Consider the following 14,981-nt stretch of genomic DNA (forward strand, 5'->3'; position numbering starts at 1 on the left):
TCCCGTGCGTGGACATCTGCCGGACGAGAACCCCGGTTTCGTGGGACGCCGCACGGAACTGGAGCGAATATCCGCCGCGTTGGCGGAGCACCGCCTCGTCACCGTGACCGGCGTCGGGGGCGTGGGAAAGACCCGGCTGGCGCTGCGCGCCGCGCACCGCGCCGCCGGCCTGTACCCCGACGGCGCCTGGTGGACCGACCTCACCCCGCTCGACGGCGACCGGCTCCTCGTCGCCCTCGTCGCCGACTCCGTCGACCTCGCCGACCACACCCCCGGCATGGTGACCACCGGGCTCTGCCGCCGGCTCGCCGACGACCGGCTGCTGCTCGTCCTCGACTCCTGCGAGCACCTCGCCGAACCCTGCGCCCGGCTCGTCACCGAACTCCTCGCCGCCGCCCCCGGACTCACCGTCCTCGCCACCAGCCGCCGGCCCCTCGGCGTCGAAGGGGAGCAGGTCGTGGCCCTCGACCCGCTGCCGCCCGCCGGAGGCGACGCCCTGGAGCTGCTCCGCCGGGCCGCCGGGGAGGAGTTCCCCGCCGCCGGTCCGGCCGGCGAGATCTGCGTACGCCTGGAGGGCATCCCGCTCGCCCTGGAACTGGCCGCCGCCCAGATCCGCCTCCAGGGCGCCGAAGCCGTCCGGGACCAGCTCGGCAGCCGCTTCGACGCCCCGCCCGCCGCCCGCTTCGACCTCCTCGCCCACACCGAACGGGTGTGGCCGAGCCGCCATCAGACCCTGCGCGCCGCCATCGGCTGGAGCCACGAGCTGAGCGCTCCGCTCGAACGCCTCCTCTGGGCCCGGCTCTCCGTCTTCCGCGGCCCCTTCGACCTCGCGTCGGCGACCGCCGTCTGCAGCGGCGGCCCGCTCGACCGGGCCACCCTCCCGGACGCCCTCGACGGGCTCGTCCGTGCCTCACTGGTCCGCCCGCCGGACGCGGGCGGCCGACTGCGGATGCTCGACACGATCCGCGCGTACGGGGCGATGTGGCTGGACCGCACCGGAGAGACCGCCACCGTCGCAGACCGGCACGCCGCCCACTTCCGGGGCCTGGCGCGCCGGGGCGAGACCGCATGGCACGGCAGCCGCCAACTGCGCTGGTACCGGAGCGTCGACGCCCACCACACCGACCTGCGCACCGCCCTCGACCGGCTGCTGCGGACCGACCCCGACGCAGCCCTCGACCTCGTCGGCTCCGTCGCCTTCGCCTGGTCCTGCAGGGGGCGCCTCCGCGAGGCCCGCGACGGCCTCGAACAGGCCCTGCTGCTGAGCGGCGCGCGCGGTCGCCCCAGGGCCCGCGCCCTGTGGGCGCTGGGCGTCACCCTCGTACTCCAGGGCGAGTTCGGCCCCGCGCAGGAGGTGAGCGAGCGCTGCGCCCGGGAGGCCAGGTACACCGAGTACACGGAGGACCCGTCCACGGGGTACGAGGAGAGCCACCGTCCGGCAGACGGCCGGGCACGGCCCCGGCCCGGCGACCTGACCCTCGACGCCGCCGCTCTTGCCGGGCTCCTCGCCCTGACCACCGGCCGGCCGATGGCCGCGTACGTCGTCGTGAGCCATGTACTCGACGCCGCCCGGGGCGGCCCCGCCGACTCCGCCGCCCAACTGCGCTGCCACCTCGTGCGGGTCTTCGCCCTCACGGGCCTCGGCCGGCTCGCCGAGGCCCGGGACCGGGCGACGGCCCTGCGCACCCTGTGCGAGGGGCTGGACGAGCACTGGACCCGGACGGCCCTGGAGTACCAGCTCGCCCTCACGGGTCTCCTGGAGGGTGACCCGGCGGCGGCCGCCGGGCACGCGCGCGCGATGCTCGAAGGCACCAGGGGACTCGGCGCGAGCCTCGGTGTCGCCCTCGGGCTCGACGTCCTCGCCACCGCTCTCGCCGCGGCCGGGGACGGCGAGCGCGCGGCCGACGTCTCGGGCACGGGGGAGGCGTTCTGGCGCTCCACGGGCCAGCCCCGGCGCGGTCTGCCGGGCCTGCGCGCCATGCACGAGAAGTACACGGACACCGTCCGCGCGACGATCGGCGAACCGGCCTACGAGGAGATCTTCGTACGCGCCCTCACCGGCCTCCCCCAGGACGGCCTCGACCGGGCACTGCGCGGTTCCCGGCACTCCTAGGTCGTGTCCGGAGAGTCCCGCCTGGCCCGCGGCGCCTGGCAACGACGTAGGGGTGTCTTGTCGATCAGGCCCGATCAGGGCTACCTGATCGGGCCTGATCGACAAGACACCCCTGGGCCCGGGCCGGCTTCGAAGCCTAGGCCTGGAGAATCCTGCGCTTCTGTTCCTCGAACTCACTGTCGGTGAGTACGCCCTGGTCCCTGAGCTCGCCGAGCTGCTTGAGCTGGTCGATCTTGCTCGTCATGTCGGAGCCCGCCGGAGGGGGCGCGGCCGCGGGCGGCGGTGGCGGAGCTGCGTATTCCTGTTCCTGCTGTGCCGCCCACCGCCCCTGCTGGCGGCGGCTCACCCGGTTCGACACGGCGGTTGCGGTTCCGGCGACGACGGCCGTACGCGCGACGCCGCGGAGGAGGCCTGGCATGGAGGTTCCCTTCTGTTCCTCGACTGACGTCGGCCGACGTCAGCGAGCGTCGTCCGTGATGTCGAGCGCGGCCATGACGGCGGGGACCGGGATCCGCCCGGAGGCGACCACCTGGGCACCGCCGCGGGACAGGGCCGCCGCGAAGGGCGCGGCCCAACGGTTCTCGTAGACCAGAATGCCGGCGGAACTGCCCGGCTGCAGGGCGGCTGCGGCCTCTTCGAGGTCGTCCTGACCGAGGAGTCCGGAGGAGGCGCCCTCGAAGACCGCCAGGTCGAGCTCGCCGTCGCCGGTGAGGTCGGCGATCTCCAGGCCGCTCACGGAGCCGTCCTCCTCCTTCCTGACGAAAGTCAGGTCGAGGATGCGAATGAGGCCACGGTCCACGAGATCGACCAGGAGGGGCAGGCCCTCGCCCGTCATTCGGTTGCCTGGGAACTCCACGATCAGATAGTCGATCGGTCCCAGCTCTTCGGCTTCGTCGTTCACGGCGCAACCCCTGGTGTCGTGGCTTTCAGTGGATCCATTGCATCACCGGGCCGGTTCCCGCGCATGTTGGTACGGCGCGGACCACCTCCGCGGCGAGGCGGGACCGCCTCGCCGCGGAGGTGCGCTGTCGGTGCCGTCCCCTACGCTCCCGGTTGGAGTATCCGGATCGCGCCCAGGGCAACTGCACCGTGCTCTCTCGCGACGGCGAGCCCGCTGGGATCGGCTCCTGGGGAGTGACCGCCGACCAGGGGGTGTCGTGTCGTTCACGATCACTCCTAGGCCCGGCCCGTGCCGAGGTGCCACGCCCCCGCCCGCGGCGCACCATGAGGGCATGGACGGATCCCTGAGTGGTCTGAGCGACATCAGCACACCAGGACGCGTGGCCGGCCCGGACGAGGGCGTCACCGCGCAGGAGCTGGCCCTTGCCGCCCGCAACCACGGACTGCCCCTGGAAGCCCTGCGGTACGACGTCACCCCGCCCGGACTCCACTACGTCCTCGTGCACTACGACATCCCCGACACCGCCGCCGACGGCTGGCGGCTCACCGTCGGAGGCCGGGTCCTCCGGAGCCTCGCCCTGGACCTGGACGCACTCCGCTCCCGGCCCTCCGTCACCCGCCGGGTGACCCTGGAGTGCGCGGGGAACGGGCGCGCCCGGCTGTCGCCCCGCCCCGTCAGCCAGCCCTGGCTGGTCGAGGCCGTCGGGACCGCCGACTGGACCGGCGTCCCCCTCGCGACACTGCTCGCGGAGGCGGGGATCGCTGAGGACGCCGTCGAGGCGGTCTTCACGGGCGCCGACCACGGTGTGGAGCGGGGCGTCGAGCAGGACTACCGGCGGAGCCTCCCGCTGACGACGGCCGCCGACCCGGCCCGGGACGTCCTCGTCGCGTACGCCATGAACGGGGCGCCCCTGCCCCCGCAGCACGGCAGCCCGCTCCGGCTCGTCGTCCCCGGCTGGTACGGCATGGCCCATGTGAAGTGGCTCCACGACATCACGCTCACCGACGCCCCGTACACCGGCTTCCAGCAGCACGTGGCCTATCGCCTGCGGCAGGGGCCCGAGGACCCGGGAGAGCCGGTCACCCTCATCGCGCCCCGGGCCCTGATGGCGCCGCCCGGGTTCCCCGACTTCATGTCCAGGACCCGGGTGGTCCGCCCGGGGCCCGTTCCGCTCGCCGGGCGCGCCTGGTCGGGCCACGGTCCGGTCACCCGCGTCGAGGTGAGCGAGGACGGCGGGGCGGCCTGGACCGAGGCCGAGGTCGTACGGGACCCGGCGCACCCCTGGGCCTGGTCCGCCTGGCGGACCACCTGGACGGCGACACCGGGCCTGCGCCATCTGACCGTGCGGGCCACCGACGCCGAGGGCAACGTCCAGCCGCTGGTCGAACCCTGGAACCGCGGCGGCTTCGCCAACAACCTCGTGCAGCGCGTCGAGGTTCTCTGCACCCCTGACGCGACCGCGGCCCGAGAGACGGCGTAGCCACCGCCGGGCCCGGCCCTGCGGGCAGACGGCGCTACTTTCCGGACACGACCCGGGCCGTGTCCGCCCGGCGGGCCGCGCCGACCAGGGCTGACCGACCCGTCACGTGAGGACGGCGGCCGGGCACACATGCGTCCGGCCACCGCCGCGCGGCCCCTTCCGGAGCCTGACCTGCCTTTTCGGGTACGGGGCAGGGCGACGGGCCCCGGCCCGGGTGCGTAAAGTCGACCCCCGTAGCCCCTGACCTGACGAGGAGACCTCCGTGACCGACCCGGCGTCCACCGCCCTCCAGCAGCAGATCGCCCGGGACCTCCAGGTGGCCGAGACCTTCGACCCGCGGGCCGAGATCGAGCGCCGCGTGGCCTTCCTCACCGAGCGGCTCACCTCCACCGGGCTCCGCTCCCTCGTCCTCGGCATCAGCGGCGGCGTCGACTCCACCACCGCCGGACGGCTCTGCCAGCTCGCCGTGGAGCGGGCCCGCGCCGCCGGCCACGAGGCCACCTTCTACGCGATGCGCCTGCCGTACGGCGTCCAGGCCGACGAGAAGGACGCGCAGACCGCCCTCGACTTCATCCGCGCCGACGAGGTCCTCACCGTGGACGTCAAGGCGGCCAGCGACGCGGCCCTCGACGCCGGTCTCGCCGGCGGCGTGACCTTCCGCGACGCACACCACCAGGACTTCGTGCAGGGCAACATCAAGGCCCGCCAGCGGATGATCGCCCAGTACACGGTCGCCGGGGCGAACGACGGACTCGTCGTCGGCACCGACCACGCCGCGGAGGCCGTCTCCGGCTTCTTCACCAAGTTCGGCGACGGCGCCGCCGACGTCGTCCCGCTCACCGGTCTGACCAAGCGGCGCGTCCGCGCCGTCGCGGCCGAGCTCGGCGCCCCGGCCGAGCTGGTGTGGAAGACCCCCACGGCCGACCTGGAGACCCTCGACCCGGGCAAGCCCGACGAGGACGCGCTCGGCGTCACCTACGACGACATCGACGACTTCCTGGAGGGGAAGCCGGTCGCCGAGGCCGCCTTCGCCACGATCGTGCGCCGCTACGAGCTCACCGAGCACAAGAGGCAGCTGCCGATCGCTCCCTGAGCCACCCGGCCGCACCCTGAGCGGCGGGCGGCGGACACCCGGCGGATCCTGGAGGGGGTGCCTCGCAACGAGCCCCCGGAAAGGAGCACGCCATGTTCGGCGAAACCTCGGCATTCAGCGGTTTCTCGGTCGACGACCTGGACGCCGCCCGGCGCTTCTACGGAGAGACCCTTGGCCTGAAGGTGGGCGAGGAGGGGCAGGGCGACATGCGGATGCTCTTCCTCACCCTGGGCGGCGGGGCGCGGGTCTTCGTCTACCCGAAGGACAATCACGCCCCGGCGACCTTCACGATCCTCAACTTCGAGGTCGACGACATCGACCGGGCCGTGGACGAGCTGACGGGGCGCGGAGTGACCCTGGAGCGGTACGACGGCTTCGAGGCCGACGCCAAGGGCATCGTGCGGGTCGAGGGCGGACCGGCCATCGCGTGGTTCACGGACCCGGCGGGCAACGTCCTGTCGGTCATCCAGGAGAACAGCTGACCGGTCCTCCGGGAGAACAGCTGACCGGTCCTCACGGAAGACCGCTGACCGCAATCGCCCGGACGTCGGCGTAGCTCACCGGCGCGGTCCCCGCCCCCGAACGGACCGGCCCGCGTGCGCGGCAGCCGCGTACCGCCTCGAATGGGAGGGTGATCGCGCCGCCCGACGACTGCCTCGCCCGCAACGAGTGGATCTGCGGCGCCTATGTCTCCACCCGGAGCGAGATCCTCACCGACGCCGTCGTCCAGCACCTCCAGCTGGCGGGCATCTCCGTTGCCCTCGCCCTGGTGCTCGCCCTGCCCCTCGCGGTCGCCGCCCGCCGCTGGCGCTGGGCGTCCGGGCCGATCCTGGGCGTCACCACGCTCCTGTACACGATTCCGGCGCTCGCGATGTTCTCGCTGCTCCTGCCCGTGTACGGACTCTCCGCCGCGCTGGTCGTGGCCGGCCTCGTCCTGTACTCGCTCACCCTCCTCGTCCGGAACACCCTCGCCGGGCTCCGCGCCGTCCCCGAGGAGACCCGCCAGGCCGCCCGCGGCCTCGGGTACGGCCCGGTCCGGCTCCTTGTCGCCGTCGAGCTGCCGCTCGCCGTGCCCGCCGCCATGGCGGGGCTGCGGATCGCCACCGTCTCCGCCGTCTCCCTGGTCACGATCGGCGCGATCGTCGGCCACGGCGGTCTCGGCAACCTCATCTACTCCGGGATGAACACCTACTTCAAGGCCCAGGTCCTCACCGCGTCGGTGCTGTGCGTCCTGATCGCGATCGCCGCCGACCTGCTCCTCCTCGGCACGCAACGCCTGCTCACGCCATGGACGCGCGGGCAGGCGGCATGACCGGCTCACGGGCCTGCGGGACCATCCCCTCGACCCGCGGGACGGCCGTATGACCACCCTCGCCGACGCCTGGTCCTGGCTCACCACCTCCGCGCACTGGTCCGGGGAGAACGGCATCTGGCACCGGCTCGCCGAGCACCTCTTCCTCACGGTCGTCAGCCTCGTCATCAGCTGTGCGATCGCCCTGCCGGTCGCCCTCGTCCTCGGGCACCTCGGCAAGGGCGGCGCGCTCGCCGTGAACCTCTCCAACGTCGGCCGGGCCGTCCCCACCTTCGCCGTCCTCGTCCTGCTCCTCCTCAGCCCGATCGGCTCGTACGGCGAGTGGCCGACGATCATCGCCCTCGTCCTGTTCGCCGTACCCCCGCTGCTGACCAACGCCTACGTGGGGATGCGGGGCGTCGACCCCGATGTCGTACGGGCCGCCCGGGGCATGGGCATGACCGGCGGCCAGACCCTCGCCCGGGTCGAACTGCCGCTCGCACTGCCGCTGATTCTCACCGGCGTACGGATCGCCGCCGTCCAGCTCGTCGCCACCGCGACCGTGGCCGCGCTCGCGGGTGGCGGCGGGCTCGGCCGGATCATCACGGCCGGGTTCAATCTCGCCTCCACCCCGCAGGTCGTCGCCGGAGCCTGTCTCGTCGCGGTGCTCGCGCTGCTCGTGGAGGGGGTCTTCGAGGCCGTCCAGCGCCTCGCCCCCGCAGGCGCACGGGGGAGCGGCGGGTGACCGGAGCGCCCCGACGGCCCGGAGCCGCCGCCCTCGGAGTCCTCCTGGCGGCCTGCGCCGCCCTCGGCGGCTGCTCCACGGGCCCGTCCCTTGAGGACCAGGGCGAGGTCACCGCCCCACCGGGGGACAGCCGCCGGCTCATCGTCGGCTCGGCCGGTTTCACCGAGAGCGACCTGCTGGCCCAGATGTACGCCCTGCTGCTGGAAGAGGCCGGGTACGGCACGAAGATCCTCTCCGTCACCAACCGTGAGCTGTACGAACCGGCTCTGGAACGTGGTCAGATCGACGTCGTACCGGAGTACGCGGCGACGTTCGCCGACTGGCTGAACGCCAAGGCCAACGGGGCCGACGCACCGACCGTCGGCTCGCCCGACCGGGGCGCCACCATGACCGCGCTCCGCGCGCTCGCCGCCCCGCGCGGGCTCAACGTCCTCGACGCGGGCCGCGCCGTCGACCAGAACGCCTTCGCGGTCACCGCCGCCTTCGCGGCCGAGCACCGTCTGAAGACCCTCAGCGACCTCGGTGCCACCGGCCTCCCCGTCCGGCTCGCCGCCGGTGACGAATGCGTCCGACGGCCGTACTGCGCCCCCGGTCTGAGGGAGGTCTACGGCATCGACGTGACCGCCGTCGACCCCAAGGGAGTCGGTACGACCCCGGCCAAGCAGGCCGTCCAGAACGGCGAGGACCAGCTGGTGCTGACCACGACCACCGATGCCACGCTCGACGAGTTCGGGCTCGTGCTCCTCGCCGACGACAGACGTCTGCAGAACGCCGACCACATCGTCCCCGTCGTCAACCGCGCCCGCGCCGGGAGCGAGGGTGTCGTCCGGGCGCTCTCCCGCCTCAACACGGTCCTGACCACGGCCGATCTGGCCCGGCTCAACGAGGAGGTGGACAGCTGGCGGCGCCTCCCGGAGGACGTGGCGCGGAACTATCTCGCGGGGAAGGGGCTCGTCCCGCGCTGAGGTCACGAGCCCCTGCAGGCAGGCTCCGCCGCCGGGCCCCGCTGTCAGCCCGCTGAACAGTGTCTCTTGTCATGACCCTTGCGAGCGGGTCCACGGCCCTGCTATTCATCCGTTAGGAAAGTTTCCTTCCAGTCCAGTTGTCCAACTGGGCAGTCCCCCCGACCTCGTTCGTCGTACCGTGGAGACCCCCATGACTTCGGCACGATCCGTACGACCCCGCATCAGAATCGCCCAGCGGCCCGGCCTCCGGCGCCTCGGCGTCGCCGGAACCGCCCTCGGCGCCCTCCTCCTCGGCCTCGCCACCGCCCCGCCCACCGCGACCGCCGCCCCCGTCACCCACGAGGCCGAGGCGGCCACCGTCTCCCAGGGTGCGGTCGAGTCCAACCACACCGGATTCACCGGCAACGGATTCGTCAACTACGACAACGCCACCGGCAGTTACGTCCAGTGGAACGTCAACGCCGCCCAAGCGGGCCCCGCGACCCTCACCCTGCGCTACGCCAACGGCACCACCACCAACCGCCCCATGGACATAGCCGTCAACGGCGCCGTCGCCGCCTCCGGCAAGTCCTTCGCCGGCACCGGCGCCTGGACCAGCTGGGCGACCACCACCGTCACCACCACCCTGAAGGCCGGCGCCAACACGATCCGCGCCACCGCCACCACCGCCAACGGCGGCCCCAACGTCGACCACCTCACCGTCGACAACGGCACCACCACGCCGCCCGCCGGCACCACCCCCGCCGCGATCAACGGCCAGCTGGAGGTCTGCGGCACCAAGCTCTGCAACCAGTACGACAAGCCGATCCAGCTCCGAGGCATGTCCAGCCACGGCACCCAGTGGTACAGCCAGTGCCTGACCGGCGGCTCGCTCGACGCCCTCGCCAAGGACTGGAACGCCGACGTCCTGCGCGTCTCCACCTACGTCCAGGAGGAGGGCTACGAGACCGACCCCCGCAAGTACACCGACCTCGCCCACTCCCTCATCGAGCAGGCCACCGCACGCGGGATGTACGTGATCGTCGACTGGCACATGCTCGACCCGGGCGACCCGCACTACAACCTGGCCCGCGCCAAGACCTTCTTCACCGAGATCGCCCAGCGCCACGGCTCCAAGACCAACCTGCTGTACGAGATCGCCAACGAGCCCAGCGGCGTCGCCTGGTCCCGCGTCAAGAGCTACGCCGAGCAGCTCATCCCGGTCATCCGCGCCAAGGACGCCGAGACCCCGATCCTCGTCGGCACGCGCGCCTGGTCCTCGTTCGGAGTCTCCGACGGCGCGAACGAGTCCGAGGTCGTGTCCAACCCGGTGAACGCCACCAACATCATGTACACCTTCCACTTCTACGCCTACTCGCACCGCGACGAGTACCTGAACACCCTGTCCCGCGCCGCCGACAAGCTGCCCGTCTTCGTCACCGAGTTCGGCACCCAGAACTACGCCGGCGAGGGCAGCAACGACTTCGCGATGTCGCAGCGCTTCCTCGACCTCATGGCCGCGAAGAAGATCAGCTGGGTCAACTGGAACTTCTCCGACGACGAGCGCAGCGGCGCCGTCTTCAAGACGGGCACCTGTGACGCCGGCGGACCGTGGGCCGGCACCGGCTCGCTGAAGCCCGCCGGAGTCTGGATCCGTGACCGCGTCAGGACGGCGGACGACTTCCCGACCTCCTGACCATCGCGGCCTGACACGTCCGGCCTCCCTGTCTCCGGTACGCCCCCGCCATGTGATCCACTGTCCTGGCGGGGGCGTACCGAACAGGAGCAGCGACAGCGTGACCACCTACCGGCAGCCGGGACTCGTCCTCACCGACCACCGCTTCCCCGTCCCCCTCGACCACTCCCGCCCCGACGGCGAGCGGATCGAGGTCTTCGGCCGTGAGGTCGTCGCGAGCGCCCACGCCGGAGCGGACCGGGAACGGCTCCCCTGGCTGGTCTACCTGGAGGGCGGACCCGGCTTCGGCGCCCGCCGCTTCATCGGCCCGCAGGCCTGGCTCGGCCGGGCCGTCAAGGAGTTCCGCGTCCTCCTCCTCGACCAGCGGGGCACCGGCCGCTCCACCCCCGCGAACCGCCAGACCCTGCCGCTCCGCGGCACCCCGGCCGAGCAGGCCGACTACCTCGCCCACTTCCGCGCCGACTCCATCGTCAAGGACTGCGAGACCATCCGCCGCAGGCTCACCGGCGGCGCCCCCTGGACCGTCCTCGGCCAGAGCTTCGGCGGCTTCTGCGCCACCCACTACCTCTCCACCGCCCCCGAGGGCCTGGAGCGGGTGCTGATCACCGGCGGCCTGCCCTCCCTGCACGCCACCGCCGACGAGGTCTACCGCGCCGCCTACCCCCGTATCCGGCGCAAGAACGAAGCCCACTTCGCCCGCTACCCGCAGGACGCCGAACGGGCCCGTGCCGTCGTCGCCCACCTCCTCGGCCACGAGGTCACCCTCCCCGGCGGCGGACACCTCACCCCCGAGGCCTTCCAGTCCCTCGGCATCCTCCTCGGCTCCGGCGACGGCACCCACCAGCTCCATCTGCTCCTGGAAGGCGCCTTCGTCCCCACCCCCGGCGGACCCGCCCTCTCCGACGCCTTCCTGGAACAGGTCCAGGCCCACCTCTCGTACGCCGGACACCCGCTGTACGCCGTGCTGCACGAGGCCATCTACGCCCAGGGGCAGGATCCCACCGACTGGGCGGCCGAGCGGGTGCGCGCCGAGTACCCCGAGTTCGACGCCCGTGCCGCGCTCGCCGAGGGCCGGCCGCTCCTCTTCACCGGCGAGACCGTCCACCCCTGGCACTTCACCGCCGACCCCGCCCTGCGCCCGCTCCGCGAGACCGCGGAACTGCTCGCCGCCCGCACCGACTGGGCCCCGCTCTACGACCCCGAGCGCCTCGCCGCCAACAAGGTCCCGGTCGCCGCCGCCGTCTACCACGACGACATGTACGTGGACACGTACCACTCCCTCGACACCGCGCGCACGATCCGCGGCCTGCGCACCTGGGTGACGGACGAGTTCGAGCACGACGGGGTACGAGCCGGGGGACCGCGCGTCCTGGACCGGCTGCTCGCGCTCGCCCGGGACGAGGTCTGATCGCATACGGCCGCGCGGCGGGCGGTGTGCAAAAGTCCAAGCGGTGAGCCGACATTGCTCATGGATTGCTCCGGGCGGTGCCGGTAGAACTCGGTCCGGGCCCCGCGGGGGGACCCTGCGAGGAGAGGACCCGGACATGAGCACCCACGTCAGTGCGGAGATCGCCGGCCAGCCCGACTGCTGGCGGCGCGCCGCGGAGATCGCCGACCGCGACGCCGGCCTGCTGCCGGCCCGTGGCGAGCGCGTGGCGGTGGTCGGCTGCGGCACCTCGTACTTCATCGCCCGCGCCTACGCGGCCCTGCGCGAGTCCCTCGGCGCGGGCGAGACCGACGCCTTCCCCGCCTCCGACTCCACACCGCTCGGCCGTGGTTACGACCGGATCGTGGCCCTCACCCGCTCCGGCACCACCACGGAGGTCGTGCACCTCCTCGGCGGAGCGGCGGGGCGCATCCCGACCCTCGTCCTCACCGGCGCACCCGACAGCCCCGCCGGGCAGCTCGCCGACCGCGTCGTCGACCTCTCCTTCGCCGACGAACGCTCCGTCGTCCAGACCCGGTTCGCGACCACGGCACTCCAACTCCTGCGCGCGGGGCTCGGGGTGGACCTCGGATCCGCGATCGCCGACGCCGAACTCGTCCTGTACGAGCGGCTGCCCGCCGCCTGGGAGCGGCGCGGCCAGTTCACCTTCCTCGGCACCGGCTGGACCGTCGGACTCGCCGACGACGCGGCCCTCAAACTGCGCGAGGTGGCCCGCGCCTGGACGGAGTCGTACGCGGCGATGGAGTACCGCCACGGCCCGATCAGCATCAGCGACCGGTCCAGCCTCGTCTGGTGCCTCGGCCCCGCCCCTTCGGGCCTCAAGGACGAAGTGGAGTCCACCGGCGCCCTGTTCGCCGCCGACGCGATCGACCCGGTCGCCGCGCTCGTCCGCGCCCAGCGGCTCGCGGTCGCCCTCGCCGTCCGGCGCGGCCTCAACCCGGACCGGCCCCGGAACGTCTCGCGTTCGGTGATCCTTTCCGGAGCGTTCCGCCCGACGGCCTCGGACGCGGCCCGTATCCTGCGCTCATGACCGGAACCGAAGTCACGGACCTCGCGGAGATGCCCGGCGACTGGCAGCGCGCCCTCGCCGTCGTCGCCCACCCCGACGACCTGGAGTACGGCTGCGCGGCGGCCGTCGCCGGCTGGACGGACGCCGGGAAGGAGGTGGTCTACGTCCTCGCCACCCGCGGTGAGGCCGGCATCGACACCCTCGCCCCGGACGTCTGCGGCCCGGTGCGCGAGCAGGAGCAGCGGGACAGTGCCGCCGTCGTCGGCGTGGACACCGTCGAGTTCCTCGACCACCGCGACGGCGTGATCGAGTACGGGATCGGGCTGCGCCGCGACATCGCGGCCGCGATCCGCCGACACCGCCCGGAGCTGGTCGTCACCCTCAACCACCGTGACACCTGGGGCGGGGGCCCCGGCGCCCCCTGGAACACGCCGGACCACCTGGCGGTCGGCCGCGCCACCCTGGACGCGGCGGCGGACGCCGGAAACCGCTGGATCTTCCCCGAACTCGCCGACCAGGGCCTGGAGCCCTGGAGCGGGGTGCGATGGGTGGCGGTCGCCGCCTCCAGCACCCCGACCCACGCGGTCGACGCGGGCCCGGGCCTGGACCGCGCGATGCGTTCGCTGCTCTGTCACCGCGCCTACATCGAGGCCCTGACGGACGAGGACCCGGAGCAGTACGTCCGCTCCTTCCTCACCGGGGCGACGAGCCACGCGTCGGCCCGCTTCGGCGACCGCCCGGCGGTGACCTTCGAACTCTTCGCGCGCTGACCTTCTTGCACCGCGCGGACTTCCCGCACGCTGAAGGAGCGCGGCCGGGGTGCGGTCGTCAGGGGCGACGGGTCAGCACGTGGGTGGTGCTGCCGTCCTCCTCGGTGAGGTCCCGGACGTGCTCGAAGCCGATCCTGCCGAGCAACTTCAGCGAAGCGACGTTGGGCTCGGCCACGGTGGCGTGCACCTCGGACAGCCCGAGCGTGCCGAAGCCATAGGCCACGAGGGCCTCGGCGACCTCCGTCCCGAGGCCCGAACCCCAGGCCGCCGGGGCGAGCGCGTAGACGATCTCGTGACCCCCGACGTCCTCGGTCGGCTTGATCTCGGCGTGCCCGACCAGCAGACCGTCCCTGCGAACGGCCCAGACGGCGAACAGCTCCCGGGCATAGACCTTCGTGAAGATCCGCCAGAACAACGCCCGGTCGTCCGCCTCGGCAACCGGCCCGTCCCCCATCCACGCCGACACCCGCGGATCCTGGAAGAGGGCGACGAAGTCCTCCTCGTCCGCGGGGACGTAGGGCTCCAGCAGAAGGCGCTCGGTGCGCAGCGTCGGAATCACGAACGGCGACGCTACGCACCGCCCGCCGCCCCGGCAATCGACTTTCACCGGCGGGACGGAGGGCTGTCCGGTCAGCCCATCGGGGCCGGCTTCAGGACTGCGAAGGTCGCGCCGAAGGGGTCGGTGAGCCAGGCGATGCGGCCGACGTCGGGGACGTCGGCGGCGGGCATCACGACCGTGCCGCCGTTGCCCTGGGTCGAGAGGGCGATCGCGTCGGCGTCCTCGACGTCGAAGTACGGGACCCAGCGCGCGGTTTCGCTGGTGTCCTGCAGTTCGGCCGCGCCGCCGAAGGAGGCGTCCTCCTGGTCGCCGTCGGCGGTGGAGATGACCCGGTACATCATCCCGGGGGCCTCCATCTCCGCCCACCGCCAGTCGAACAGGGTCCGGTAGAAGCCGAGTACGGTCTCCGGGTCGGCGACGTGCAGTTCCGCCCAGACGAGGGTGTTCGTCGACGAGGTCCGATCGAGGCCCTTGGTGGTGCCGGGCTGCCAGATGGCGAACTGGGCGCCGCCCGGGTCGGTGAGGGCGGCCATGCGGCCCGCCTCCATGACGTCGAAGGCCGGGGCGCGCACGGTGCCGCCCGCGGACTCGGCGGCCTTCTGGGTCGCGTCGGCGTCCGGGGTCTGGAAGTAGACGGTCCAGGCGCTGCTGGCGCCCTCCTCGGTGAGCGGCCCGAGCGCGGCGACCGTGCGGCCCTCCTGCTGGAAGAAGCCGTAGCCGCCGGCATCGGGACCCGCGGAGCGGAAATCCCAGCCGAGGACGGCGCCGTAGAAGGCGGCGGCCGCCTGCGTGTCGGGGCTGCCGAGATCGATCCAGCAGGGAGAGCCCTTGGTGAACTGCGTACCGAGCATGGGAGGTGTCCCGTCCTTCCGTGATCCGCGAGGGGTGTTCCGTTTCCGGTCACCATGACCGATCCTCGCCCCTCGGTCGGCG

At 73.0% G+C, this 14,981-nt stretch carries 15 protein-coding genes; 11 read left to right on the forward strand and 4 right to left on the reverse strand.

Features of this window, described 5'->3' with window-relative positions; genetic code table 11:
* Nucleotides 1-4: 4 nt before the first annotated feature.
* The gene (locus tag OG514_RS28790) at nucleotides 5-2,113 is read left to right on the forward strand and encodes a regulator (protein ID WP_266899782.1); all 2,109 of its coding nucleotides are present in this window, start codon (nucleotides 5-7) and stop codon (nucleotides 2,111-2,113) included.
* A gap of 136 nt (nucleotides 2,114-2,249) precedes the next feature.
* Here the strand turns inward: OG514_RS28790 and OG514_RS28795 are convergent, their stop codons facing one another.
* Both OG514_RS28795 and OG514_RS28800 read right to left on the reverse strand, forming a co-directional pair.
* Entirely contained in the window at nucleotides 2,250-2,531 is a 282-nt protein-coding gene (locus OG514_RS28795) for an SHOCT domain-containing protein (protein WP_266899784.1), read from the reverse strand.
* Nucleotides 2,532-2,570: 39 nt separating this feature from the next.
* Complete coding sequence (locus OG514_RS28800; protein ID WP_266899786.1) at nucleotides 2,571-3,014, reverse strand: DUF6325 family protein; 444 nt, start codon at nucleotides 3,012-3,014, stop codon at nucleotides 2,571-2,573.
* A 331-nt stretch (nucleotides 3,015-3,345) separates the two neighbouring features.
* Between OG514_RS28800 and OG514_RS28805 the strand changes: the two genes are divergently transcribed.
* The 10 genes from OG514_RS28805 (at nucleotide 3,346) to OG514_RS28850 (ending at nucleotide 13,489) form a co-directional block, all read left to right on the forward strand.
* Nucleotides 3,346-4,494, forward strand: a complete 1,149-nt coding sequence (locus OG514_RS28805) for a sulfite oxidase (protein WP_266899788.1) — start codon at nucleotides 3,346-3,348, stop codon at nucleotides 4,492-4,494.
* A 262-nt stretch (nucleotides 4,495-4,756) separates the two neighbouring features.
* On the forward strand, nucleotides 4,757-5,587 hold the full coding sequence (nadE, locus tag OG514_RS28810) for an ammonia-dependent NAD(+) synthetase (protein WP_266899790.1): 831 nt from the start codon (nucleotides 4,757-4,759) through the stop codon (nucleotides 5,585-5,587).
* Between the two features lie 92 nt (nucleotides 5,588-5,679).
* On the forward strand, nucleotides 5,680-6,069 hold the full coding sequence (locus tag OG514_RS28815) for a VOC family protein (RefSeq protein WP_266899792.1): 390 nt from the start codon (nucleotides 5,680-5,682) through the stop codon (nucleotides 6,067-6,069).
* Nucleotides 6,070-6,218: 149 nt separating this feature from the next.
* Nucleotides 6,219-6,899: an ABC transporter permease gene (locus OG514_RS28820; RefSeq protein WP_266899794.1), complete on the forward strand. Its 681-nt coding sequence runs from the start codon at nucleotides 6,219-6,221 to the stop codon at nucleotides 6,897-6,899.
* Between the two features lie 49 nt (nucleotides 6,900-6,948).
* Nucleotides 6,949-7,623: an ABC transporter permease gene (locus OG514_RS28825; RefSeq protein ID WP_266899796.1), complete on the forward strand. Its 675-nt coding sequence runs from the start codon at nucleotides 6,949-6,951 to the stop codon at nucleotides 7,621-7,623.
* Between the two features lie 44 nt (nucleotides 7,624-7,667).
* A complete protein-coding gene (locus OG514_RS28830) occupies nucleotides 7,668-8,588 on the forward strand; it encodes an ABC transporter substrate-binding protein (protein ID WP_266900997.1) in 921 nt (306 codons plus the stop codon).
* A gap of 190 nt (nucleotides 8,589-8,778) precedes the next feature.
* Nucleotides 8,779-10,263 (forward strand): cellulase family glycosylhydrolase, encoded by a 1,485-nt coding sequence (locus tag OG514_RS28835; RefSeq protein ID WP_266899798.1) that lies wholly within the window; start codon nucleotides 8,779-8,781, stop codon nucleotides 10,261-10,263.
* A 100-nt stretch (nucleotides 10,264-10,363) separates the two neighbouring features.
* The gene (locus OG514_RS28840) at nucleotides 10,364-11,671 is read left to right on the forward strand and encodes an alpha/beta fold hydrolase (protein ID WP_266899800.1); all 1,308 of its coding nucleotides are present in this window, start codon (nucleotides 10,364-10,366) and stop codon (nucleotides 11,669-11,671) included.
* A gap of 136 nt (nucleotides 11,672-11,807) precedes the next feature.
* A complete protein-coding gene (locus OG514_RS28845; RefSeq protein WP_266899801.1) occupies nucleotides 11,808-12,740 on the forward strand; it encodes an SIS domain-containing protein in 933 nt (310 codons plus the stop codon).
* Entirely contained in the window at nucleotides 12,737-13,489 is a 753-nt protein-coding gene (locus OG514_RS28850) for a PIG-L deacetylase family protein (RefSeq protein WP_266899803.1), read from the forward strand. The genes OG514_RS28845 and OG514_RS28850 overlap by 4 nt, the downstream gene beginning before the upstream one ends.
* A gap of 58 nt (nucleotides 13,490-13,547) precedes the next feature.
* Here the strand turns inward: OG514_RS28850 and OG514_RS28855 are convergent, their stop codons facing one another.
* Complete coding sequence (locus tag OG514_RS28855) at nucleotides 13,548-14,048, reverse strand: GNAT family N-acetyltransferase (RefSeq protein ID WP_266899805.1); 501 nt, start codon at nucleotides 14,046-14,048, stop codon at nucleotides 13,548-13,550.
* A gap of 71 nt (nucleotides 14,049-14,119) precedes the next feature.
* Entirely contained in the window at nucleotides 14,120-14,899 is a 780-nt protein-coding gene (locus tag OG514_RS28860) for a VOC family protein (protein WP_266899807.1), read from the reverse strand.
* Nucleotides 14,900-14,981: the final 82 nt, after the last annotated feature.

Origin of the sequence: Streptomyces sp. NBC_00572 (assembly GCF_026341815.1) — a bacterium.
In the GTDB taxonomy this organism is placed as follows: Bacteria; Actinomycetota; Actinomycetes; order Streptomycetales; family Streptomycetaceae; genus Streptomyces.

Coding starts and splice junctions, on each gene's coding strand:
- OG514_RS28860 (WP_266899807.1), bottom strand. CDS start 14,899: ATGCTCGGTACGCAGTTCACCAAGGGCTCTCCCTGCTGGATCGATCTC.
- OG514_RS28835 (WP_266899798.1), top strand. CDS start 8,779: ATGACTTCGGCACGATCCGTACGACCCCGCATCAGAATCGCCCAGCGG.
- OG514_RS28795 (WP_266899784.1), bottom strand. CDS start 2,531: ATGCCAGGCCTCCTCCGCGGCGTCGCGCGTACGGCCGTCGTCGCCGGA.
- OG514_RS28850 (WP_266899803.1), top strand. CDS start 12,737: ATGACCGGAACCGAAGTCACGGACCTCGCGGAGATGCCCGGCGACTGG.
- OG514_RS28805 (WP_266899788.1), top strand. CDS start 3,346: ATGGACGGATCCCTGAGTGGTCTGAGCGACATCAGCACACCAGGACGC.
- OG514_RS28845 (WP_266899801.1), top strand. CDS start 11,808: ATGAGCACCCACGTCAGTGCGGAGATCGCCGGCCAGCCCGACTGCTGG.
- OG514_RS28815 (WP_266899792.1), top strand. CDS start 5,680: ATGTTCGGCGAAACCTCGGCATTCAGCGGTTTCTCGGTCGACGACCTG.
- OG514_RS28825 (WP_266899796.1), top strand. CDS start 6,949: ATGACCACCCTCGCCGACGCCTGGTCCTGGCTCACCACCTCCGCGCAC.